This window comes from Streptomyces sp. NPDC029122 (genome assembly GCF_055569445.1).
In genome coordinates this window covers 42,352-66,226 of the sequence record NZ_JBVHWK010000018.1, presented here as the reverse complement: position 1 = coordinate 66,226, position 23,875 = coordinate 42,352, and the positions used below count along the sequence as shown (strand labels likewise).

General features: G+C 74.8%; 17 protein-coding genes. 11 read left to right on the top strand and 6 right to left on the bottom strand.

Translation table 11 applies throughout. The features are described from left to right. Positions 1-39: 39 nt before the first annotated feature. Complete coding sequence (locus ACZ4WZ_RS21265; protein ID WP_467892496.1) at positions 40-324, top strand: hypothetical protein; 285 nt, start codon at positions 40-42, stop codon at positions 322-324. Then, complete coding sequence (locus tag ACZ4WZ_RS21260) at positions 321-767, top strand: hypothetical protein (RefSeq protein WP_467892495.1); 447 nt, start codon at positions 321-323, stop codon at positions 765-767. Before ACZ4WZ_RS21265 ends, ACZ4WZ_RS21260 begins: the two co-directional genes overlap by 4 nt. Here ACZ4WZ_RS21260 and ACZ4WZ_RS21255 read toward each other — a convergent pair. Both ACZ4WZ_RS21255 and serC read right to left on the bottom strand, forming a co-directional pair. Next, positions 764-3,874, bottom strand: a complete 3,111-nt coding sequence (locus ACZ4WZ_RS21255; protein ID WP_467892493.1) for a sacsin N-terminal ATP-binding-like domain-containing protein — start codon at positions 3,872-3,874, stop codon at positions 764-766. The two genes, ACZ4WZ_RS21260 and ACZ4WZ_RS21255, sit on opposite strands and share 4 nt — an antisense overlap. A gap of 211 nt (positions 3,875-4,085) precedes the next feature. Further along, entirely contained in the window at positions 4,086-5,204 is a 1,119-nt protein-coding gene (gene serC / locus ACZ4WZ_RS21250; protein ID WP_467892491.1) for a phosphoserine transaminase, read from the bottom strand. Here serC and ACZ4WZ_RS21245 point away from each other — a divergent pair. Both ACZ4WZ_RS21245 and ACZ4WZ_RS21240 read left to right on the top strand, forming a co-directional pair. Beyond that, positions 5,176-8,079: an FAD-binding and (Fe-S)-binding domain-containing protein gene (locus ACZ4WZ_RS21245; protein WP_467892490.1), complete on the top strand. Its 2,904-nt coding sequence runs from the start codon at positions 5,176-5,178 to the stop codon at positions 8,077-8,079. The two genes, serC and ACZ4WZ_RS21245, sit on opposite strands and share 29 nt — an antisense overlap. Before the next feature lie 47 nt (positions 8,080-8,126). Beyond that, on the top strand, positions 8,127-9,176 hold the full coding sequence (locus ACZ4WZ_RS21240) for an EamA family transporter (RefSeq protein ID WP_467892488.1): 1,050 nt from the start codon (positions 8,127-8,129) through the stop codon (positions 9,174-9,176). A gap of 540 nt (positions 9,177-9,716) precedes the next feature. On the opposite strand, the gene nadE is transcribed toward ACZ4WZ_RS21240, so the two are convergent. The 4 genes from nadE to ACZ4WZ_RS21220 form a co-directional block, all read right to left on the bottom strand. Next, a complete protein-coding gene (gene nadE / locus ACZ4WZ_RS21235; RefSeq protein WP_467892487.1) occupies positions 9,717-10,538 on the bottom strand; it encodes an ammonia-dependent NAD(+) synthetase in 822 nt (273 codons plus the stop codon). A gap of 19 nt (positions 10,539-10,557) precedes the next feature. Then, positions 10,558-11,280, bottom strand: a complete 723-nt coding sequence (locus tag ACZ4WZ_RS21230) for a hypothetical protein (protein ID WP_467892485.1) — start codon at positions 11,278-11,280, stop codon at positions 10,558-10,560. 445 nt (positions 11,281-11,725) lie between these two features. After that, positions 11,726-12,544, bottom strand: a complete 819-nt coding sequence (locus ACZ4WZ_RS21225; protein WP_467892484.1) for an alpha/beta fold hydrolase — start codon at positions 12,542-12,544, stop codon at positions 11,726-11,728. A gap of 94 nt (positions 12,545-12,638) precedes the next feature. Next, positions 12,639-14,297 (bottom strand): alpha/beta fold hydrolase, encoded by a 1,659-nt coding sequence (locus tag ACZ4WZ_RS21220; protein ID WP_467892482.1) that lies wholly within the window; start codon positions 14,295-14,297, stop codon positions 12,639-12,641. A 351-nt stretch (positions 14,298-14,648) separates the two neighbouring features. Between ACZ4WZ_RS21220 and ACZ4WZ_RS21215 the strand changes: the two genes are divergently transcribed. The 7 genes from ACZ4WZ_RS21215 (at position 14,649) to ACZ4WZ_RS21185 (ending at position 23,746) form a co-directional block, all read left to right on the top strand. Next, positions 14,649-15,539, top strand: coding sequence for a TIGR03084 family metal-binding protein (locus ACZ4WZ_RS21215; protein ID WP_467892480.1), 891 nt, complete (start codon positions 14,649-14,651; stop codon positions 15,537-15,539). A gap of 68 nt (positions 15,540-15,607) precedes the next feature. Next, on the top strand, positions 15,608-17,311 hold the full coding sequence (locus ACZ4WZ_RS21210; protein WP_467892624.1) for an acyclic terpene utilization AtuA family protein: 1,704 nt from the start codon (positions 15,608-15,610) through the stop codon (positions 17,309-17,311). Then, positions 17,308-18,906, top strand: a complete 1,599-nt coding sequence (locus tag ACZ4WZ_RS21205; protein ID WP_467892478.1) for an acyl-CoA carboxylase subunit beta — start codon at positions 17,308-17,310, stop codon at positions 18,904-18,906. Before ACZ4WZ_RS21210 ends, ACZ4WZ_RS21205 begins: the two co-directional genes overlap by 4 nt. An 8-nt stretch (positions 18,907-18,914) precedes the next feature. Continuing rightward, positions 18,915-20,822, top strand: a complete 1,908-nt coding sequence (locus ACZ4WZ_RS21200; RefSeq protein WP_467892476.1) for an acetyl/propionyl/methylcrotonyl-CoA carboxylase subunit alpha — start codon at positions 18,915-18,917, stop codon at positions 20,820-20,822. Further along, positions 20,819-21,970, top strand: coding sequence for an acyl-CoA dehydrogenase family protein (locus ACZ4WZ_RS21195; RefSeq protein WP_467892474.1), 1,152 nt, complete (start codon positions 20,819-20,821; stop codon positions 21,968-21,970). Before ACZ4WZ_RS21200 ends, ACZ4WZ_RS21195 begins: the two co-directional genes overlap by 4 nt. Before the next feature lie 445 nt (positions 21,971-22,415). Continuing rightward, on the top strand, positions 22,416-23,159 hold the full coding sequence (locus ACZ4WZ_RS21190) for an enoyl-CoA hydratase family protein (RefSeq protein WP_467892473.1): 744 nt from the start codon (positions 22,416-22,418) through the stop codon (positions 23,157-23,159). Next, on the top strand, positions 23,147-23,746 hold the full coding sequence (locus tag ACZ4WZ_RS21185) for a TetR/AcrR family transcriptional regulator (RefSeq protein ID WP_467892471.1): 600 nt from the start codon (positions 23,147-23,149) through the stop codon (positions 23,744-23,746). The genes ACZ4WZ_RS21190 and ACZ4WZ_RS21185 overlap by 13 nt, the downstream gene beginning before the upstream one ends. Positions 23,747-23,875: the final 129 nt, after the last annotated feature.

The following is a 23,875-nucleotide window of genomic DNA, read 5'->3' as shown; positions in this document are numbered from 1 at the left end:
GTGATGACAGCGGCCTCCCGAGGTGTCCATAGTTGGAATATGGCAACCAAGAAGGTCACCATCACCTTGCCCGACGAGGTGCTGGAGTACATCAAGGCGACCGTGGACGACCGCGGAGTCTCCGCGTACGTCACCGCGGCCGTGGAGCACAGGGTGGCGATGGACAAGCTGCGAGAGCTGTCGGATCTCCTCGACGAGGAGTACGGGCCGCTGACCGACGAGGAGCTCCGCGCTGCGGACGCCCGTCTCGACGCCATGGACGCCTGGCACGAAGGCAGACCCGAAGAGGAGGCAGACCCGCTCGCGGGCAAGGCAGCCGCGTGACGCCGCGTAACGCACCCGCGGGACCGCTCCTCAAGCCGCGGACCTTGGTCCTCGACTCGGAAGCGCTGTCCAAGGCCGTGCGCGGCGACCGCGAGGTACGAGGCGTGATCCGGCGAGCCCCCAACCGCGAAATGCGAGTGGTCACCTCGTCCCTCACGACCCTGGAAGCCTGGGACCCCCGGGCCGGCGTTCGCAAGGAGACGTGGGGCTGGTTCCTGTCGAGCGTGGACATCGTGCACACCGATGACGAGATCATCGCGACGGCCCGCTCACTTCTGAAGCAAGCCGGCCTGTACGGCCACAAGTACGCGATCGACGCGGTACTGGCGTCGATCGCCGTCGTCGCATCCCGGCGGGGCCACCTCGTCAATGTCCTCACGTCCGACCTGGACGACATGAAGCGCCTGCTCGGAGACCACCGCATCCGGATCGAACCCGTCTAGTCGAACCACCTGTCCCGCGCGAGTTCCGCCGTGCGGGACGGATCCTCCAGCAGGGCCGCCACCTCGAAGCGGCGCGGCCACTGGCCCGCCGCCCAGGCCAGGCCCGCCGCCACGCCCTCCAGGGTCGCCGCGTGCAGGACGCCGTCCGGGGTGAGCCGCCAGTCCAGCTCCGTACCGCCCGCCACCAGCTCCTCGTGCTCCACGTACGTCACCGGCGCCGACGGGCCCAGCAGGACCCGCACCGCATCCGGCACCTCGTGCTCCTCGCCCGGCGTGCTCACCTCCGCCGGGACCGTCTCCGACAGGCGGCGCACCTGGAGGAGGTCCGCCAGGTCGGCGGCGCGCGCCGGGGACACCGGCAGCAGCGGCAGGCCCCCGGTCAGCGGGAGGAGGTCGGGGGCGTCGGCGACGACCGCCTCGGCCGCGTCCACCACGACCACCTCGCCGTCCACCACCGCCCGCAGCTCGTCCGGCAGGGTGACGTGCTCCGGGTCCAGGTCGGCCAGCGCCCCGTACAGGCCGTGCAGCTGCTGCCCCGACACCTCGCGCTCCGGGTCCGCGAGCCGCGCCAGCAGCTCGGCCGCGCCGCCGGGCTCCTCCAGCAGGGCGTGCACGGAGGTCCGTACGCCCAGGGCCCGCAGGACCTGCTCGTCCTCGAAGCCCGTCGCGTCCGCCGGGGTGTACAGGCCCGCCAGCAGCGGGTCGCCGCCGGCCGCCCGCAGCCCGGCGGGACGGCGGCCGTCGAGCACCGGGTGGTCACGCAGCCACCAGGCGGTGTACGGGCGCACCGACCGGGTCGTGCCGTCCGGGAGCAGGATCCGCACCGGCTGGGTCAGGGCGTCGCGCAGCGGCGGCTGCGCCAGCATCGCCAGGGCCTGCGGCCAGCGGTCGTCGTCGACGAGGTCCAGGTCCCGGACGGCGATCAGCTCGGTGGCCACCGGCGGCACCGGGGTGTCCGGCAACTGGTCGAGCAGGTCCTCGCACCACACGTCGACCGCGTCCAGCAGTCCCGCGTCGTCGGGCTCGGCGAAGTCGCCCTCGCGGGGCTCCAGTTCGTCCGGGTCGAGGACCACGTCCGTGGCGCGGACCAGCTGGAACGCCGTCAGCACCCCGCACGCGGCCAGCGTGTCCGCGTCCCAGCGGGCGGCGAACCCGGCGTCCAGGTACGGGACCTCGTCCTCCCGCAGCACCGACGCCAGCGGACTCCCGGCGAGCAGCAGTTCCCCGGCCGGGGTGAGCTCCCCGTCCTCGTCCGGCAGGGCCAGCGCGCCCAGCCAGGGCTCCTCGCCGGGGGCCAGCCCGGCGGCCCGGACCAGCGTCAGGACGGTGTCGGCGAGCTCGTCCGGGTCCGGCGCGTCCTCGTCCCAGACCTCGCCCGCGTCCAGGGAGGCGGCCACGGCGGCACGGACCTGCGGGGTCGACAGCACGGCGCGCGCGGTGGCCGGAAGCGCGCCCAGCTTCTCCAGCAGCGGGTGCGCGGCATCCGGGTGGGCCACCTTCAGGCCCAGCCGGGCCAGCTCCGCCGGGGTGTCCGGGCCGGGCAGCAGCACGTGACGCGGGCCGATGGCGGTGCGGCCGTCGGCGAGCGGCACGGGCAGGCCCGACAGCCGGTCGGGGTCCACCCCGGCCAGGGTGTCGTACAGGCGGTGCCACCAGTCCGGGGTGCGCTCGATGCCCGCGATCCGCTCGATGGCGTCACCGAGCGGGAGCCGGCCCACGCCCAGGGCGCGCAGCTCGGGGCGCCGCTCCAGCCCGGCGGGCAGCAGCGTCGGGAGGACCTCCGCGAGGACCCGTACCGTGTCGGCGCCCGCGCCCTCCACCACCTCGGCCTCGAAGGGACGCAGCGCCGGCAGCTCCTCGCTGGGCGCGGCCGGGGCGAGGAAGGCGGTGCGGGGCAGCCGCTCGAGCACGGCAGCGCGCAGGGCGCCGTCGAGCGGGCCGCTGCCGAGCGGGCCGGGCACCAGGTCGACCAGGCCGGTGCTCACCGGCTGCCATGCGGCGAGGAGTTCGGCGTACGCGTCGGCCGCGCGCTCCACGAGGAAGTCGGTCAGCGGACCGGGCGCGGGGTGGCGGCGGGTGGTGTCCAGCGGCAGGGAGGCGATGAGCAGCGCGGGGATGCCGAGGGGCTCGTCGGTGGGGGTCGGGGCGTGCACCACGGGCGCGGTCCGGGGCCGTACGGGTGCGCCGTCGGCGTCGACGGGCGCGGCCCAGGTGACCGTCCAGGCGGGCCGCAGCCGCTCCTCGACGGGCCGGTCCGCGAGCAGCGCCGGCTCGATGGGGCCGGTGTGGCGGACGGTGCGCCAGCGGTGGGTGCCGGAGGCGGAGTCCTCGATGACGGTGTACGGGCCGTCCATCCGCCGGTAGAGCACCCGGTGCCCGCCGGACGGGGTCTCGACGACGACCTCGCGCAGCCCGGGCAGGGTCAGCAGCAGCGCGTCGTCGATGCCGGACAGCAGGCGTTCGGTGAGGTCCTCGGCGGCGGCGTCGCGCAGCGGGAGGACCACGACGGTGTCGTACCCCTCGGGGGCGGTGCCCTCGGCCGGCAGCGGCAGCCGCAGCAGCGGTACGTGGCCGTCGCGGCGGCGGAGTTCGTCACCGAGGCCGGGGCTGCCGTTGGCGGCGTCCCGGGCCAGCTCGCGGGCCTCGGCGAGGGACCAGCGGACGCCGCCGTGGCGGCCGAGCACCGCCGGCTCGTCGGAGACGGCCAGTACGGCGGCGAAGCCGACGCCGAAGCGGCCGACGGAGCCGTGGCTCTCGTCCCGCTTGGCGGAGGCGCGCAGGGTGCTCAGCGACTCCACGCCCGTCGCGTCCAGCGGGGCACCGGTGTTGGCGGCGGCCAGCACGGCGGGGCCGTCGGGTCCGGCCGGGTGCAGGGTGAGGCGCAGCCGGCCGGGGACCCCGGCGCGGGCCGCGGCGTCGGCGGCGTTCTGCGCCAGCTCGACGACCAGCCGGTCCCGGTAGCCGCCGAGCGCGAGGTCCTCCTCGGCGTTGGCGTCCTCGCGGAAGCGGGCCGGGCCCGCACCCCACGCGTCGAGCACCCCGCGCCGCAGCCGGGCGGTACTGAAGGGGTCCACGCCGCTCTGGGCCGCCGTCACTCGCACGTTCACGCCGCTGCCTCCACGCTGCCGCTGCCTCTGGAGTGCTGAAGGTACCGCGTGTGAGGCCGCCCCCCGCCCGTGAGGTGGGCGAACACGACGACGCCGGAGCCCCGTCGGCGCCCCGCGGCCGGGCCCCGGCACAGGAGCCCCCGGCGCCGGGAAGGCGCCGGGGGCTCCACGCGTACGTCAGGACCGATCGAAGGTCAGGACCGATCGAAGGTCAGAGCCGCTCGATCACGTAGTCGACGCAGGCGGTCAGCGCCTGCACGTCCGCCGGGTCGATCGCCGGGAACATCGCGACGCGCAGCTGGTTGCGGCCCAGCTTGCGGTACGGCTCGGTGTCCACGATGCCGTTGGCGCGCAGCACCTTCGCCACCGCCGCCGCGTCGACGTCGTCGGAGAAGTCGATCGTGCCGATGACCGCGGAGCGCTTGTCGGCGTCCTGGACGAAGGGGCTGGCGTACTTCGACGCCTCCGCCCAGCCGTACAGGTTGCGCGCGCTGGCCGCCGTACGGGAGGTCGTGAACTCCAGGCCGCCCTGGGAGTTCATCCACCGCAGCTGCTGGTCCAGCAGGAACAGCGTGGACAGCGCCGGGGTGTTGTACGTCTGGTTCTTCAGCGAGTTGTCGATCGCCGTCGGCAGCGAGAAGAACTCCGGGATGTGCCGGCCCGAGGCGTGCACGCGCGCGGCACGCTCCAGGGCGGCCGGGGAGAACGCCGCCAGCCACAGGCCGCCCTCCGAGGCGAAGGACTTCTGCGGGGCGAAGTAGTAGACGTCCGTCTCGGTGATGTCCACCGGAAGACCGCCGGCACCCGAGGTCGCGTCCACCAGGACGAGGGACCCGGCGTCCGCGCCCGCCACGCGCCGGACCGGAGCCGCCACACCCGTCGAGGTCTCGTTGTGCGTGTACGCGTACACGTCCACGCCCGCCTCGGCGACCGGCTCGGGGTGCGTGCCCGGCTCGGAGGAGATCACGGACGGCTCGTCCAGCCACGGCGCGAGCTTCGCGGCCTTGGCGAACTTCGACGAGAACTCGCCGAAGGTGAGGTGCTGGGACTTCCGCTCGATCAGACCGGCGGTCGCGACGTCCCAGAAGGCGGTGGAGCCGCCGTTGCCCAGGATCACCTCGTAGCCCTCGGGCAGGGAGAAGAGGTCCCGGAGGCCCTGACGCACCGAGCCGACCAGGTTCTTGACCGGGGCCTGGCGGTGCGAGGTGCCGAGCAGGGAGGTACCGGTGGCGGCGAGGGCGTCCAGCGCCTCTGTCCGCACCTTGGAGGGGCCCGCGCCGAAGCGTCCGTCGGCGGGCTTGATGTCAGCGGGAATCTGGATCTCAGCCACGAGCGGAGCGTATCGGGTCCCGGACCGGGCGTCGGAGCCGCGTCCACCCGGTGAGACGGACGGGGGTGGGAAGGTGTGCTGCGTGACGTCTCCAGGGAAACTCGAGCGGACCTTGCGGGCCGAACTGCGCGGGGAGGTGGACTTCGGCGCCGCCGCACGGGCCCTCGCCACCATGGACGCCTCCAACTACCGGCGGGTGCCGGTCGGCGTGGCCGCCCCGCGCGACGCCGAGGACGTGGCGGCCGCCCTGCGGATCTGCGCCGACGCCGGCGTGCCCGTCGTACCGCGCGGCGGCGGCACCTCCATCGCCGGGCAGGCGACGGGCGTCGGCGTGGTGCTCGACCTCACCCGGCACATGAACGCCCTCGTGTCCGTGGACCGCGACGCCCGCACCGCCGTCGTCCAGCCCGGCCTGGTCCTCGACCGGCTGCGCGACGCGCTCCGCCCGTACGGGCTGACCTTCGGACCCGACCCGTCCACGCACTCCCGCTGCACCCTCGGCGGAATGATCGGCAACAACGCGTGCGGGGCCCACTCGGTGGCCTGGGGCACCACCGCCGACAACGTGGCGGAGCTGAGCGTCACCCGCTACGGGGGCGCCGCCCACCGGATCGGCACCGGCTGGAACGGGGCCCCGGCGGGACTGCGGGAACTGGTCGAGGGCAACCTCGCCGTACTCCGCACCGGCCTCGCCGCCGGCTCCTTCTCCCGCCGGATCTCCGGCTACGGCGGACTCGACGCGCTGCTCCCCGAACGGGGCGTCCGCCTCGCCCGGGCCTTCTGCGGCAGCGAGGGCACCCTCGGCGTGGTCACGGAGGCGGTGGTGCGCCTCGTCGAGCCGCCGCCCGCGCCGGTCCTCGCGGTCCTCGGCTACCCCGACGAGAGCGCGGCGGCCGACGCGGCCGCCGGACTCCTCGGACACGGGCCGCTCACCGTCGAGGGCATGGCCGAGGACCTGGTGCGCGGCGCCCGCGGGCTCCCCAGGGGCGGGGCCTGGCTGTTCGTGGAGATGCCGGACGAGGGAGCGGCCCGGCGCCTGCTGCGGGAGGCCGACGCCCTCGACGCGGCCCTGGTGACGGATCCGGCGGCGCAGCGCGCCCTGTGGCGGATCCGCGAGGACGCGGCCGGCACGGCCACCCGGACCCCGGACGGCGGCATGGGCTGGCCGGGGTGGGAGGACTGCGCGGTCCCGCCGGCCCGGCTCGGCGCCTACCTGCGCGACTTCCGGGCCCTGCTGGCGCAGCACGGGCTGCACGGGACCCCGTACGGGCACTTCGGGGAGGGCTGCGTCCACGTCCGCATCGACTTCGACCTGGTGTCCGCGGCAGGAGTGGCCCGCTTCCGCTCCTTCTCCGGAGAACTGGCCGACTTGGTCGTCGCCCACGGCGGCTCCCTGTCGGGGGAGCACGGCGACGGACAGGCCCGGGCGGAACTGCTGCCGCGGATGTACGGGCCGCGGGTCATGGAGCTCTTCGGCGCGTACAAGGACGTGTGGGACCCGGCGGGCGGCATGAACCCCGGGATCCTGGTCCGCCCGGCGCGGCTGGACGAGAACCTCCGCTTCGCGGTGGTGGCGCGGGGCGCCGCGCTGGGCGAGGAGGTGGCACGCTGCGTCGGCGTCGCCAAATGCCGGACCGCCGAACCCGGCGGACCCGGGGTGATGTGCCCGTCGTACCGGGTCACGGGAGAGGAACGGCACTCCACGCGCGGCCGGGCCCGGCTGCTGCACGAGATGCTGGCCGGGGAGATCGTCACCGACGGGTGGCGCTCGGCGGAGGTCGCCGAGGCCCTGGACCTCTGCCTGAGCTGCAAGGGCTGCCGCAGCGACTGCCCGGTGGGCGTGGACATGGCCGCGTACAAGTCGGAGTTCCTGCACCGCCACTGGTCCGGCCGGCTGCGCCCCCTGGCCCACTACACCCTCGGCGGCCTCCCGGCCTGGCTCCGCCTGATCTCCGCCCTGCGGGCGGCCCGCCTCGTCAACGCGGCCGGCCGCACCCTGCGCGTACCCGGACTGGCCCCCGAACGGCAACTGCCACCCCTGGCACGGGTGCCGTTCACACGGGGGTGGGAGCGGGAGCGGGGGGTTCCGGGGCGGGGGGTGCGGGAGGCGGGCGCGGCGGGCCCCGGTGGCGTCGGGGCGGTGACCGTGACCCTGTGGCCCGACACCTTCACCGAACACCTCGCCCCCGAGGCCGGCCGCGCCGCCGTCCGGGTCCTGGAGGCGGCCGGCCTCGGCGTCACCGTCCCCACCCGCCGCCCGGTGTGCTGCGGGCTGACGTACGTCTCCACCGGCCGCCTGGACCGCGCCCGCACGGTCATGCTGCGCACCCTCGACACCCTGGGGGAGGTACGCGACCCCGTGCTGCTCCTCGAACCCAGCTGCGCGGCGGCCCTGCGCACCGACCTCCCCGCCCTCCTCCCCGACGACCCCCGAGCCCACCGCCTCGCCGCGGCCGTCCGCACCTTCGCGGAGACCCTGGAGGAGTACGCCCCCCACTGGACCCCGCCCCGCCTGGACCGGCCCGTCGCCGGCCAGACCCACTGCCACCAGCACGCCGTCCTCGGAGACGCCGCCGACCGGCGGCTGCGCGAACGCGCCGGGCTCACGGGGGAGCTCAGCGGCGGCTGCTGCGGCCTCGCGGGCAACTTCGGCTTCGAACCCGGCCACCACGCCGTCTCCGTGGCGTGCGCGGAGGAACAACTGCTGCCGTCGCTGCGCACCGCGGCACCGGACGCGGCGGTGCTCGCGGACGGGTTCTCCTGCCGCACCCAGATCGCGCAGCTCTCCGGACGCCGGGCGCGGCACCTGGCGGAACTGCTCGCGGAGGGGGTGGGGGAGGTGGGGGAGCGGAGGGGATACGGGGGCCGGATGTAAGGTAAAACACGGCTGGATGGTCCTTACGGACCCCTTAGTCTGGATTCATGCCCGCGCCCTCCTCCTCGTCCCCGACGACCCCCGCCATTTCCGTTTCCGGCCCGGGTTCAGGTCCGGTTTCGGGTCCCGTTTCAGGTTCGGGTTCAGGTCCGGGTTCAGGGTCGGGTTCAGGTTCCGTTTCAGGTTCCGGTTCCGTTTCAGGTGCGGGTTCCCGCCGGGGCTCCGCCGCCCGGGATTCGCGGTTCGGGCCGATCGCACTGGTGGTCTCGGCCGGGGTGTCGGTGCAGTTCGGGGCCGCCCTCGCGGTGATGGTCATGCCCAGGGTGGGTGCGGCGGGCGTGGTCACGCTGCGGCTCGCGGCCGCCGCGCTGGTGCTGCTCGTCCTGTGCCGGCCCAGGGTGCGCGGGTACACGCGTGCCGACTGGGGCACCGTCGTCGCCTTCGGCGCCGCCATGGCCGGTATGAACGGCCTCTTCTACCAGGCCATCGACCGCATCCCGCTCGGCCCCGCCGTCACCCTGGAGGTGCTCGGCCCGCTGGCCCTGTCCGTGATCGTCTCGCACCGCCTGGTGAACCTGCTGTGGGCCGCCCTGGCCCTGGCCGGCGTCGCCCTGCTGGCCGGGCACGGCGGAGGGGGCATCGGCGGCCTCGACCTGCTCGGCGCGGGCTTCGCGGTGGGCGCGGGCGCCATGTGGGCGGCGTACATCGTCTTCAGCGCCCGGACCGGCCGCCGTTTCCCGCAGGCGGACGGGCTGGCCCTGGCGATGGCGGTGGCCGCGGTCATCTCGCTCCCGCTGGGCGTGGTGGACGCGGGCTCCGCCCTCCTCACCCCGAGCACGCTGGCACTGGGCCTCGGCGTGGCGGTGCTGTCGTCGGTCCTCCCGTACACGCTGGAGCTCCTCGCCCTGCGCCGCCTCCCGGCCCCCACCTTCGCGATCCTGATGAGCCTGGAGCCGGCCATCGCGGCGACCGCCGGCTTCCTGCTCCTGAGCCAGGGCATGTCGGCGCTCGACGCGCTGGCGATCGCCCTGGTGATCGCGGCGAGCATGGGCGCGGTCAGGTCGCAGAGGGGGGCGGGGCCCCGCGAAGCGGGGTGAGGGGCGGGGTGCTGTGGGGCCGTCTCACAGCCGGTTTGGGGGTTTCCCGTCAGTCCCATCGTCCTTCCGGTGCGTGCCGGCCCGTCAAGGGCGCTCCTTCGTCGCGTCGCTACGCGATGGCCTTCGGCCACCCTTGACCGACCGTCCCGCCCCGGAAAGACAAGGACTGCCGGGAACCCCCAAAAGAACGGTCACGGGGCAGGAATGGAGGGGCGGGTCCCTCAGTGACGAGACGAGGGGCGGGGCGTCGGCCGTGTCCCGCATCGGGCCCGTGCGCTGCCCGGCCAGGCCTGGGGTCCGGCTACCCGCACCACATGACGATCAGGATCCCGTCCGGGACCGGCGGGCGCGCCAGATCGCTTCTCTCGGCATAGCGTCCGCCGACCGTCCGGGGCTGATACCCGCACCACATGGTCACCAGGACGGCATGCGGGACCGATGGCGCGCCAGATCGCTACGCGCTCCGCCGGGCTTGGCGTCCGGCGGCCGTCCTGGGCTGATGCCTGCACCACGTGACGACCGGGGCACCATCCGGGAGGGTCAGGGGGCGATGGGGAGCTGGCGCTTGTGCTCGGTGAGGCGGTAGCGGTGGACGATCGTCTCGAAGGTGCGCTCGTCCACCGGCTTGCCCTCGAGGAAGTCGTCGATGTCGTCGTACGTGACCCCGAGGGCGTCCTCGTCGGCCTTGCCCGGGTCGAGCGTCTCCAGGTCGGCCGTCGGGGTCTTCCACACCAGCTCGGCGGGCGCGCCCAGCGCGTCCGCGACGGCGCGCACCCGGCGCTTGGTCAGGCCGGTCAGCGGGACCACGTCCGCCGCGCCGTCGCCGAACTTGGTGAAGAAGCCCGAGACGGCCTCGGCGGCGTGGTCGGTGCCGACCACCAGACCGGCGTGCGCACCGGCGACCGCGTACTGGGCGATCATCCGCTGGCGGGCCTTGATGTTGCCGTGCACGAAGTCCTGGTGGTGGGCGTCGCGGAAGCTCACACCGGCGGCCACCGACGCGTCGAGCGCCGCGTCGCTGGCGGGCTTGATGTCCACGGTCAGCACGTGGTCGGCCTGGATGAAGGACAGCGCGAGCTGCGCGTCGTGCTCGTCGGCCTGGACGCCGTAGGGCAGCCGCATCGCGTAGAACTGCGCCTCGTGCCCGGCCGCACGGGCCCGCTCGACGGCGAGCTGGCAGAGCCGGCCCGTGGTGGTCGAGTCCACGCCGCCGCTGATGCCGAGTACGAGGGACCGCAGACCCGTGGAGGTCAGCCGCTCGGCGAGGAAGGCCACCCGGCGCTCGATCTCCCGCTCGGCCTCGAAGGTCTCGGCGACCTGGAGTTCCCGCGCGATCTCCTGCTGCAGGGCGATGGCACTCACGTCTGCTCCTTGTTCCGGTTCACGATGTGCCGTTCACCCTAGCCGGAAGAGAGTTTTCCGCGAGGAAGCGGTGGGCGGCCCGCAGACCCGCCTCGTCCCGCACCCAGAGTCCCCACTGCGCCAGCCGCTCCTGCTCGAAGAGCTCCGCGAACGTCCGCCACAAGTGCACCCGGAACCCGTCGGACTCCCACCACCACTCCGTGTGGCCCGAACCCTCGATCAGCGGCAGCCGTGACGCCGCCTCCCACACCCCCGCCGTGGACTGCCGTGGCTCCGGCTCGACCACTGGAATCCAGCTCTCGCATTCCCAGTACAGGGCGTCCGCCTCGATGAGGGTGTCAGGATCCGGAAACACCACGACGTCCCGCCCGAACCGGTACACCACCGCGCCGTCGCCCCGGAGCGCGACGGTGTAGGGATGCGCCACCTCGTGGTCGATGAACTCTCCCAACGGCCCGTGTTCGGCGCTGTCCACGTAGTACGGCCAGGGCTGGAAGCGGATCTCCTCCTTGAACGACCACGCCGAAGTCCTGTAGACCAGCCCGCCGTAACGAGCCTGTGCCCGTCGGAGCCGGGCGAGGACCATCGCCGTGTCCACGCCGGGGAAAGCCGCGAGCCGCTCGGCGACCTCGCCGTCGCCCGGGTTCTCCCTCACCGGGAAAGGAACGGTGCGGCCCTGCGCGGACAGGAAGCGCCGCCCCCTGTCGGTCAGCGCTCCCGGCGCGTCGAGTATGTGCGGCACGCCCCCATGATGGCCCTCACTCGTCAGCACGTGGTGCGGGTATCAGCCGAAGACGACCGTCGGACGCCAAGCCGGGAGGAGCGTGTAGCGATCTGTCGCGCCCATCGGTCCCGGATGTCGTCCTGGTCAACATGTGGTGCGGGTAGCCGGGCCCCCGGCCTGGCCGGGCAGTGCACGGGCCCGGATGCGGGACACGGCCGTGGGCCCCTCGTCTCGTCACTGAGGGAGCCGCTCCCCTCCTCCTGCCCCGTGACCGTTCTTTTGGGGGGTTCCCGGCAGTCTTTCGGCTTTCCGGGGCGGGTCGGTCGGTCAAGGGTGGCCGAAGGCCATCGCGTAGCGACGCGACGAAGGAGCGCCCTTGAGGGACCGGCACGACACGGAAGGACGATGGGACTGACGGGAACCCCCCAAACCGGCTCTGACACCGCCCCGCCGAGACCCCGCCCTAAACCCCGCCCCGCCCGGCCCCCTCCAGGAACCGGCGTACCGCCGCCGCGAAGGCCTCCGGGGCGGCGGTGTGGACGAAGTGGTCGGTGTCGAGTTCCGTCAGGGTGGTGCCGGGGCGGCGCTCGGCCATCGCCCGGGCCTGGTCGGCCGGGATGACCCCCTGGGCGCCGCGGACGAGCAGTGCCGGGCAGGTGCCGGCCGTCCAGTCCGCCCAGTGGTCGCCGTGGACGTGGTGCTCGGAGTCGTACATCTCCGCGGGGCGGAACGGCAGGCGCCAGCTGCCGTCGGCGTTCTCCCGGAGCCGGTCGGCGAAGTACGGCGCGGCCGGCCCGAGGCCCGCGAGCAGCGCCTCGCGGGTCGGGGCCTCGTGGGGCAGGTCCAGCAGGAAGCCCAGTGGGTTCGAGCCGTCCAGCCCGAGCGCGGCCGGGCCCTCGGCGTTCACGAGGGCACTCACGCGCTCGGGGTGGCGCGCCGCGAACTGGTAGGCGTTGATGGCGCCGAGGGAGTGCCCGAGCAGGACGACGCGGTCCAGTTCGAGGTGGTCCAGCAGGGAGCCGACGTCCGAGAGGTAGCCCTCCCGCGTGTAGTCGGCGGCGCTGTCGGACTCGCCCTGGCCGCGCTGGTCCGGGGCGATCACCCGCCACTCGGGGCCGAGGGCCCGGGCGAGGGCGGCGAAGGTGACGCCCTCGGACAGGTGGCCGTGGAGGGCGACCAGCGGACGGCCGGCGCCGCCGAAGTCCAGGTAGGACAACCGCCTTCCGTCGATCAGGAGTTCGGAGCGGCTGGCGGCGGCGGTGGTAATGGTGTCGGCGGCCATGGTGGGTCCCTTCGCGGTTCGTTCACGCCTTGACGTGATGAACCCTAACCAGGATCTATACGGTTGTTCAATACGTGCGTATAACCATCTGTCCTCACCCCACCGGCACCTCTACGTACGACGGCGTCGGCTCCGGCGAGGTGAACGCCAGCGTCGCGCGCGGCAGGTTGGCGTCCCCGTAGAAGGGGTCCCGGGCGGTCGCCACCAGCAGGAGGCGGTGCCCGCGCGGGACGTCGTACGCCGTGGCCTGGAGGTCGATGTCCGCGCTCACCAGGCTGTCGGGCGGGGAGTGCAGGTCGCTGAACGGGGCGTGGGAGATCAGCCGGGCCGAGCCGTCCGGGGCGAGGTCCAGGAGGTACGCGACGAAGGTGGAGCCGGAGTTCGCGGCGCGGTACGTGGCGCGCAGGCGCGGGATCCCCCGTACGCGGAGGGTCTCTTCGGCGGCGGGCCCGGTCCAGGCGGCGGTCACCGACGAGGCCGCGGCGGCATCGACCTCCCCGGCCGGGTACGACTTCGGCCGGCCGGCCATCTCCGCGTACCCGGAGCGCACGACGGCGTCGGCGGCGGTGACCGGGGTGTCCACCCCGCACAGCAGGCCCGCCGTCCAGCCGTGCTCGGGCTCGGCGGCCAGTTCCCCGCGCCCCGTGAGGTACAGCCGGCGGACCTCGCTGCCGGGGGCGGGCAGGTCGTTGGCGGGTTCGAGGGCGCGGGTCCACATCACCTCGGAGAGCACCCGCGCCTCCCCGTCCACCCCGTTGGCGGCGTCGCGCAGGTGGTGGTCGAACCAGCGGTGCGCGTCCGTCCACACCGTGCTCGGCAGTCCGAGCAGGCCCGCGCTCTCGGGGCCGGCGTGGTCCCCGACGGACAGGTCGAGGCGCTTGGGGCCGGTGAGTTCTTCGAACAGCCGCAGCGTCTGGTTGGCGGGGAAGAGCGTCTCGTGCCAGGCGTGCGAGAGGAGGACGGGCAGCCGCCGGCGGTTGAACTCCTTGACGTGGCCGAAGGGCGAGCGCCGCTGCGCCCAGCGCCGGGTCCCCTCGGCGTCCCGGCCGGCCAGGACGTCCTCCAGGGCCCGTTCCGTCTCTGGGCTGAGCCGGGCCCGCTCCGCCGCCCCGAGCAGGGCGCGCACGGCGGCGGTACGGCGCGTGGAGTTCTCGCGCAGGACGGCGTCGAGGTCGCCCCAGGTGCTGAGCGCCGCCACCGCGTCGACCCGGGGGTCGTGCGCGGCGGCGAGCAGGCCGATGCCGGCGCCGTAGGAGACGCCGAGGAAGCCGATCCCGGTGACCGGGCCGGCGGCGCGTTCCAGGAGGTGGTCCAGGGCCCGTCGGCCGTCGGCCACGTCCAGCGGCCCGGCGAAGTCCGCCTGGCCGTCGGAGCGGCCGAACCCGCGGGCGGTGTAGGCGAGTACGTCGTAGCCGCGCGCCGCGAACGCCGTGGCCTGGACGGCGTACGCGGTCCAGCCCAGGCCGGTCCACGGCGAGGGCATCACCACCGCCGCCCGCGGCCGGGTCCCGGTGTGCCGCCATAGCGCGGCGTCGAGCAGGTCCCCGCAGGCGCCGGTCACCTCGCCCCGGCTGAAGACGGCCACGGCCCGCAACGCCTCGATCTCGGCGGCGCGCGCGGGCGGCAGGGCGCCGAGGTCGCCGCTCTCCAGGGCGGTGGCGAAGGCGGTGAGGGCGGTCGCGTCGAGTTCGGGATAGAGGGAGGGGGCGTGGGGCGGGGAGGGGAAGGCGGCTGGGGCAGCGGGGTTCTTCACGGCGGACCGTCCTCGTCGTCGGTGGCGTGGAGGGGCGCGTGGAGGGAGGCGGTGCGGAGCCCGGCGCGGCGGCTGCACGGGTGGGAAGCCTCCAGTATCGGCCCGGGCGGCCACCGTGAGGCCGGCTTCCCGGCGTACGGCCGGAACCGTCCCTGATCGTTCCGGACGCGGCCCGCCGCCGTCCCCGGCCGGGCCTCGGCGGATGACCGGCACGCCCCAAATCACCTACCAGCACGGTGTGTTGACGGCCGTGGCGTGAATGCCGTCCACTTCGGCCAAATCATGCAAGCACGCTTGATTGTTTTAGTGGAGGCTGCCAGGCTTCCCCGCACGCCGAGAGGGGAGCACGCCGTGCCCGATCCGTCCGCCGTCGACGCCGCCGCCGTTTTCACCGGTCTTCTCGCCGACCTCCGGGAGGAGGGCCTCGAACTCGACGCGCTCGTCGCCGAGTTGCCCGGCCCCGCCTGGGCGCGGCCGACACCCGCACCCCGGTGGAGCATCGCCCACCAGATCGCCCACCTGCACTGGACCGACCGGGCCGCGCTGCTCTCCCTCACCGATGCCGGGGCGTTCGCGCGGATGGTGGAGGAGGCGCTGGAGTCCCCGGAGTCGTTCGTCGACGAGGGTGCCGAGGAGGGGGCCGCGCTGGAGCCCGCCGAGCTGCTGCACCGCTGGCGGGAGGGCCGGACCGCCCTCGACGCGGCGCTCGCGGCCGCCTCCCCCGGCGCCCGCTTCCCCTGGTACGGGCCCCCGATGAAGGCCGCCTCCATGGCGAGCGCCCGGCTCATGGAGACCTGGGCGCACGGCCACGACGTCGCCGACGCGCTCGGCGTACGGCGGACCCCCACGGCCCGGCTGCGGCACGTCGCGCGGATCGGAGTGCGGGCGCGCGACTACGCGTACGCCGTCCGGGGCCTGCCGGTGCCGGAGGGGGAGTTCCGGGTCGAGCTGACGGCTCCCGACGGGGGCGGGGTGTGGACGTACGGCCCCGCCGACGCCCCGCAGCGGATCACCGGACCCGCGCTGGACTTCTGCCTGCTGGTCACCCAGCGCGCCCACCGCGCCGACCTCGGCCTCACCGCGACCGGCCCCGACGCCGACCGCTGGCTCGGCATCGCCCAGGCCTTCGCCGGTCCCGCGGGACCGGGCCGGGAGCCGCGGGACCGGGGGGCGCCGCCGCCCGCTCCCGGGGGAACGCCCCGGCCGGCCACCGGGGGGACCGTGCGGGGGACCGCCCCGTGACGCGCCGGGCCCTGCGCGTCGGCAACGCGTCCGGCTTCTACGGGGACCGGTTCGACGCCGTGCGCGAGATGCTGACCGGCGGACCGCTGGACGTGCTCACCGGCGACTACCTCGCCGAGCTCACCATGCTGATCCTCGGCCGCGACCGCCTGAAGAACCCCGGCCTCGGCTACGCGAAGACCTTCCTGAAGCAGCTCGAGGAGGGCCTCGGGCTCGCGCACGAGCGGGGCGTGCGGATCGTGACGAACGCGGGCGGGCTGAACCCGGCCGGGCTGGCCGCGGCCGTACGGGCGCTGGCGGCCGAGGTGGGGGTGCCCGTCTCCGTCGCGCACGTCGAGGGCGACGACCTGATGCCGTACGGGGAGGACGCGCTCACCGCCAACGCCTACCTGGGCGGCGCCGGGATCACCGCCTGCCTGCGGGCCGGCGCGGACGTGGTCGTGACCGGCCGGGTCACCGACGCGGCACTGGTGAGCGGGCCGGCCGCCTGGTGGTTCGACTGGGGCCCGCACGAGTACGACCGGCTGGCGGGGGCGGTGGTCGCGGGCCACGTCCTGGAGTGCGGTACGCAGGCCACCGGCGGCAACTACTCCTTCTTCACCGGCCACGACGTACGGCGGCCCGGCTTCCCGCTCGCGGAGGTCTCCGAGGACGGCTCGGCGGTCGTCACCAAGCACCCGGGCAGCGGCGGGGCCGTCACCCCGGGCACCGTCACCGCCCAACTCCTCTACGAGACGCAGGGCGTGCGCTACCTGGGCCCCGACGTCACCGCCCGCCTGGACACGGTCCGCCTCGCCACGGACGGCGAGGACCGCGTCCGGATCAGCGGGGTCCGGGGGGAACCCCCGCCCACCACCCTCAAGGTCGGCGTCAGCCGCGTCGGCGGCTGGCGCAACGAGGTGGTCTTCGTCCTGACCGGGCTCGACATCGAGGCCAAGGCCGCCCTGGTGCGGGCACAGCTCGCCGAGGCACTGCGCGGGGTGGACTCCGTCCGCTGGACCCTCGCCCGCACGGACCACGCGGACGCCGACACGGAGGAGACGGCGAGCGCCCTGCTGCGGCTGGTGGTCCGCGATCCCTCCCCGGACCGGGTGGGGCGGGCGCTCACCTCGGCGGCGGTCGAGCTGGCCCTCGCCAGCTATCCGGGCTTCCACGTGACGGCCCCGCCGGGCCCCGCGCAGCCGTACGGGGTGTTCACCTCGGCCCTGGTCCCGGCCGGCTCCGTCCCGCACACGGCGGTCCTGGAGGACGGCACCCGCCTGCCGGTCCCGCCCGCGCGGGCCCTGTCCCCGGCCCCGCCGCCGCCCGCCGCACCGGACCCGGCGGCCGCCGGCGCGGCCCGGGGCGGGTACGGGCCCACCACCCGTGCCCCGCTCGGGTCGGTGGCCGGGGCCCGGAGCGGGGACAAGGGCGGCGACGCCAACGTCGGGGTGTGGGTGGACGACGACGCCGCCTGGCGGTGGCTGCGCCACGCCCTGACCGTGGAGGCGTTCCGGAGCCTGCTCCCGGAGACCCGGGGGCTGCCCGTCGCCCGCCACGAGCTGCCGAACCTGCGCGCCCTGAACTTCACCGTCCCCGGCCTCCTCGGCGACGGCGTGGCCTCCGGCCACCGCTTCGACCCGCAGGCCAAGGCCCTCGGCGAATGGCTGCGCGCCCGCCACCTCGACATCCCGACGCACCTCCTCCCCGCCGCCCCGCCCCCGCCCTCCGCCGCCCCGCCCCCGCCCGGGCTTCCCGACAACCCGCCTCCCGCACCTGAGGGGACCCGATGACCCGCCTCGGTACCACCGTCGATCCGCTCGCCGCCGAGCACACGAAGGCCCGTACCGCCGCCCTGGAGCGGCTCGCGGAGCTCGCCGCCGAGCACGCCAAGGCCCTCGCCGGCGGCGGCGAGAAGTACACCGCCCGGCACCGCGACCGCGGCAAGCTGCTGCCCCGCGAGCGCGTCGAGCTGCTCCTCGACCCCGACACGCCGTTCCTGGAGCTGTCCCCGCTCGCCGCCTGGGGCAGCGACTACCCGGTCGGCGCCTCGATGGTCACCGGCATCGGCACCGTCGAGGGCGTCGAATGCCTGATCACCGCCAACGACCCCACCGTGCGCGGCGGCGCCAGCAACCCCTGGACCCTGAAGAAGGCGCTGCGGGCCAACGAGATCGCCCGGCAGAACCGGCTGCCCCTGGTCAGCCTCGTCGAGTCCGGCGGTGCCGACCTCCCCTCCCAGAAGGAGATCTTCATCCCGGGCGGCGCGATCTTCCGCGACATCACCCGGCTCTCGGCCGAGGGAGTCCCGACCGTCGCCGTCGTCTTCGGCAACTCCACCGCCGGAGGCGCGTACGTCCCCGGGATGTCCGACCACACCGTCATGATCAAGGACCGGTCCAAGGTCTTCCTCGGCGGCCCGCCCCTGGTCAAGATGGCCACCGGCGAGGAGAGCGACGACGAGTCCCTCGGCGGCGCCGACATGCACGCCCGCGTCTCCGGCCTCGCCGACCACTACGCCCTCGACGAGTACGACGCCATCCGCCAGGCCCGCCGCATCGTGGCCCGGCTCAACCACCGCAAGCCGTACGCCGACCCGCCCCGCGCCGAGGAGCCGCTGTACGACCCGGAGGAGCTCCTCGGAATCGTCCCGCCGGACCTGAAGACCCCCTTCGACCCCCGCGAGGTCATCGCCCGCATCGTCGACGCCTCCGACTTCGACGAGTTCAAGCCCCTCTACGGCACCAGCCTCGTCACCGGCTGGGCCACCCTGCACGGCTACCCGGTCGGCATCCTCGCCAACGCCCAGGGCGTGCTGTTCAGCGCCGAGTCGCAGAAGGCCGCCCAGTTCATCCAGCTCGCCAACCAGCGCGACATCCCGCTGCTCTTCCTCCACAACACCACCGGCTACATGGTGGGCAAGGAGTACGAGCAGGGCGGCATCGTCAAGCACGGCTCGATGATGATCAACGCGGTGTCCAACTCCCGCGTCCCGCACCTGTCCGTCCTCATCGGGGCGAGCTACGGGGCCGGGCACTACGGCATGTGCGGGCGCGCCTACGAGCCCCGCTTCCTCTTCGCCTGGCCCAGCGCCAAATCCGCCGTCATGGGCCCGCAGCAGCTCGCCGGAGTCCTGTCGATCGTCTCCCGCCAGTCCGCCGCCGCGCGGGGACTGCCGTACGACGAGGAACAGGACGCCGAGATGCGGGCCTTCGTCGAGGCGCAGATCGAGTCCGAGTCCCTGCCCCTCTTCCTGTCCGGGCGGCTGTACGACGACGGCGTCATCGACCCCCGCGACACCCGCACCGTCCTCGGCCTGTGCCTGTCGGCCGTCCACAACGCCCCCGTCGAGGGCGCCCGCGGCGGCTTCGGCGTCTTCCGGATGTGAGCCCCCAGATGACCGCACCCATCACCTCCCTCCTCGTCGCCAACCGGGGCGAGATCGCCGTCCGGATCTTCCGTACGGCCCGCGACCTGGGCCTGGCCACGGTCGCCGTCCACTCCGACCCCGACGCCGACGCGCTGCACGTCCGCAGCGCCGACGCGGCCGTCCGCCTGCCGGGAGCCGCACCCGCCGACACCTACCTGCGCGGGGACCTGCTGATCGAGGCGGCCCGCGCGGCCGGCGCGGACGCCGTGCACCCCGGGTACGGCTTCCTCTCCGAGAACGCCGACTTCGCCCGCCAGGTCCTGGCCGCCGGCCTGACCTGGGTCGGGCCGCCGCCCGCGGCCATCGAGGCCATGGCCTCCAAGACCCGGGCCAAGGACCTCGTGCGCGCCGCCGGCGTCCCCCTCCTCGACCCCGTCGACCCGGCCGCCGCCACCGCCGCCGACCTGCCGCTCCTCCTCAAGGCCGCCGCGGGCGGCGGAGGCCGCGGGATGCGCGTCGTGCGCGACCTGGACTCCCTCAAGGAGGCCCTGGAAGCGGCCCGCGCCGAGGCACTGTCGGCCTTCGGGGACGACGAGGTCTTCGCGGAGCCGTACGTGGAGCGCGGCCGCCACGTCGAAGTGCAGGTCCTGGCCGACGGCCACGGCACCGTCTGGGCGCTCGGCACCCGCGACTGCTCCCTCCAGCGACGCCACCAGAAGGTCATCGAGGAGGCCCCGGCCCCCGGCCTGCCCGCAGCGCTGCGCGAGCGGCTCGCCACCGCCGCCGTGGCCGCCGCCCGGGCCGTCTCGTACCGGGGCGCGGGCACCGTCGAGTTCCTCGTCGGCGCCGACGGCCGCCCGTACTTCCTGGAGATGAACACGCGCCTCCAGGTGGAACACCCCGTCACCGAAGCCGTCCACGGCCTCGACCTGGTCGCCCTCCAGCTGCGGATCGCCGAAGGCGCAGCGCTGCCCGCCACCCCGCCGGAGCCCGCCGGCCACGCCGTCGAGGCCCGCCTCTACGCGGAGGACCCCGCCCGGGACTGGCGCCCGCAGACCGGCGTCCTGCACACCCTCGACGTGCCCGGCCGCGTCCGCGTCGACTCCGGCTTCGCCGCCGGGGACACGGTCGGCATCCACTACGACCCCCTGCTGGCCAAGGTCGTCGCGCACGCGCCCACCCGCGCCGAGGCGGTCCGCATCCTCGCGGACGCCCTGACCCGGGCCCGGATCCACGGGCTCACCACCAACCGCGATCTCCTCGTACGTTCCCTGCGGCACCCGGAGTTCGCCGCCGGCCGGCTCGACACCGGCTTCTACGAACGCCACCTCGCCACCCTCGTCCAGGACGCCCCGGACCCCACGCTCGCCTGCCTCGCCGCAGCGCTCGCCGAAGCGGCCCCGGCCGCCGGCGCCGGCCTCGCCGCCCGCCTCGGCGGCTGGCGCAACCTCCGCTCCCAGCCGCAGAGCCGCCGGTACACCGTGGCCGGCGCGGTCCACGAGGCCCCCTACGCACCCGTGGAACAGCCGGGCGTACGCGTCCTGGCCGCCACCCCGGAGGCCGTCACCCTCGAAGTCGACGGTGTCCGGCACGTGTTCCACGTGAAACACGACGCGAACCACGAGGTCTACGTGGACTCCCCGCTCGGCTCCCACACCCTCGTGCCCGTCCCCCGGTTCCCCGACCCCCAGGACCGCACCGAACCGGGATCGCTGCTCGCCCCCATGCCCGGCACCGTCGTCCGCATCGCCGAGGGCCTCGCCCCCGGCAGCACCGTCACCGCCGGGCAGCCCCTGCTGTGGCTGGAGGCGATGAAGATGGAGCACCGCATCCTCGCCCCCGCCTCCGGCACCCTCACCGCGCTCCACGCCGTCACCGGCCGACAGGTCGAGTTCGGCGCCCTGCTCGCCGTAGTCCAGGAGGAACAGCCGTGATCGAGACCGAAGAGCACCAGGCCCTGCGCACCGCCGTCGCCGCCCTCGGGCAGCGCTACGGCCGCGACTACCTCACCCGCGTCGCCCGAGAGGGCCGCCACCCCGACGAGCTGTGGGCCGACGCCGCCAAGCTCGGCTACCTCGGCGTCAACCTCCCCGAGGAGTACGGCGGCGGGGGCGGCGGCATCGCCGAACTCTCCATCGTCCTGGAAGAACTGGGCGCGGCGGGCTGCCCCCTGCTGATGATGGTCGTCTCACCGGCCATCTGCGGCACGGTCATCGCCCGCTTCGGCACCGAGGCCCAGAAGAGCGCCTGGCTCCCCGGCCTCGCCGACGGCAGCCGCACCATGGCCTTCGGCATCACCGAACCCGACGCCGGCTCCAACTCCCACCGCATCACCACCACCGCCCGGCGCGACGGCGACGACTGGATCCTCACCGGCCGCAAGGTCTTCATCTCGGGCGTGGACATCGCCGACGCCACCCTCGTCGTCGGCCGCACGGAGGACGCCCGCACGGGCCGCCTGAAGCCCTGCCTGTTCATCGTCCCCCGCGACGCCCCGGGCTTCTCCCGCTCGGTCATCGACATGGAACTCCAGGCGGCGGAGAAACAGTTCGAGCTGGTCATCGACGAGGTCCGGCTGCCGGCCGAAGCCCTGGTCGGCGACGAGGACGCGGGCCTGCTCCAGCTCTTCGCCGGGCTCAACCCCGAGCGCGTCATGACGGCCGCCTTCGCCATCGGCATGGGCCGCTACGCCCTGTCCAGGGCGGTGGAGTACGCGAGGACCCGCCAGGTGTGGAAGGAGCCGATCGGCGCCCACCAGGCCGTCGCCCACCCCTTGGCGGCGGCGCACATCGACCTGGAACTGGCCCGCCTGATGATGCGGAAGGCGGCGCACCTGTACGACGCGGGGGACGACGCGGGGGCCGGTGAGGCGGCGAACATGGCGAAGTACGCGGCGGGGGAGGCGTGCGTCCGCGCGGTGGACCAGGCGGTGCACACCCTCGGCGGCAACGGGCTCACCCGCGAGTACGGGCTGGCGTCGCTGATCACGGCGGCCCGTGTCGCCCGCATCGCCCCGGTGAGCCGGGAGATGATCCTGAACTTCGTCTCCCACCAGACCCTGGGCCTCCCCAAGTCGTACTGACCCGGCCGGCGCGGTCGGCTACCGCTGCGCGGTGCGGAGTCCCCTGCCCACCCTTCGCCCGTTCCCCGAGGCTCCGCCCCGGCCCCCGCGCCTCAAACGCCGGCGGGGCTGAAGTTGCCAGGCGGGCGGCCGGAGGACAACGCAAGGGGGCGGGGACGGGGTGGGGTGTCGTCCGGGGCTAAAACGAGATGATTTCGGCGCGCGGTACCGAGCACAACCGGATCCGGAACGGGCGCCGAACATCGAAGCCCGCCCCGGACGACACCCCACCCCGGCACCGACCCCGACCCAAAACCACCCCACCGAACCCCGCCCCACAGGGCAACCACCCGGCAGGGCAACACCCCACCGAACCCCGCCCGGCCAGGGCAACGGCCCGACCCGGCAACCGCCCGGCCAGGGCAACGGCCCGGCCGGCCCGCCCGCAGACCCCTCCGGAGTAGACATGGCCCCACTCGTGCACGCCGCCCCGACGGCGACCGGCATCACCACCCTCACCCTCGACTCCCCGGCCAACCGCAACGCCCTCTCCGCACGCCTCGTCGCCGAGCTCCGCGAGGCCCTCGCGCAGGCGGCCGCCGACCCCCGCACCCGGGCGGTGCTCCTCACCCACACCGGCAACACCTTCTGCGCCGGCGCCGACCTGAAGTCCCCCTGCGACCCCGCCGACTTCCTCGCCCTGCTCCGCGAGGTCACCGCCCTGCCCAAGCCGGTCGTCGCCCGCGTCACCGGGCACGTCCGCGCCGGCGGCCTCGGGCTGCTCGGCGCCTGCGACATCGCCGCCGCCGGGCCCGGGTCCTCGTACGCCTTCACCGAGACCCACCTCGGCCTGGCCCCCGCCGTGATCTCCATGACCGTGCTGCCGCGTCTGGACCCCCGCGCCGCCTCCCGCTACCTCCTGACCGCCGAGCCCTTCGACGCCGCCGAGGCCGCCCGCATCGGGCTGCTGACGCTGCACACCGCGGAGGACGTCGACACCGCCCTGGCCCCCGTCCTCGACGGCCTGCGCAAGGCCTCCCCGCAGGCCCTCGCGGAGACCAAGGCCATGGTCGCCGCCGGTGTACGGGGGGCCCTCGACCGCGACGGCGCCCGCCTGACGGAACTCTCCGCGCGCCTCTTCGCCTCCGCCGAGGCCCGCGAGGGCATCACCGCCCGTTTCGAGCGCCGGGACCCGTCGTGGGTACGGTGACCGGCCCCGTCCCCAAGCAGGCCCGCAGCCGGGTCACCCGGCGCCACCTGCTGGAGGCGGCCGTGTCCTGCCTCGCCGAGCACGGCTGGGCGGGCTCCACCGTCGCCGTCGTCGCCGAACGCGCCGGGGTGTCGCGGGGCGCCGCCCAGCACCATTTCCCGACGCGCGAGTCCCTCTTCACCGCCGCCGTCGAGTACGTCGCCGAGGAACGCTCCACCGCGCTGCGGGAGCTCTTCGGGACCGCTCCCGCCCCCCGGCCGCGGACGGCGGTAGTCGAGGCCCTGGTCGACCTGTACACCGGAACCCTGTTCCGTGCCGCGCTCCAGCTGTGGGTCGCCGCCTCCAACGAGGAGCAGCTGCGCCCCCAGGTCATCGAGCTCGAGGCCCGGGTCGGCCGTGAGACGCACCGGATCGCCGTCGAGCTGCTGGGCGCGGACGAATCGCGGCCGGGCGTACGGGAGACCGTGCAGGGCCTCCTCGACATGGCCCGGGGTCTGGGGCTGGCCAACGTCCTGACCGACGACAGGGCCCGCCGGGCCCGGGTGGTGGCCCAGTGGTCCGCGCTCATCGACGCGGCGCTGGGCTGACGGCCCCGGACGTGCCAGGGCGGGGGGGGGGCGGGGGGGGGGGGGGGGGGGGAGGGGGGGGGGGAGGGTGCCCCAGCATTGGGGTGGCGGTGGGGGAAGGGTAAACGCCCTCCTGCTCTCTGCCCGTAG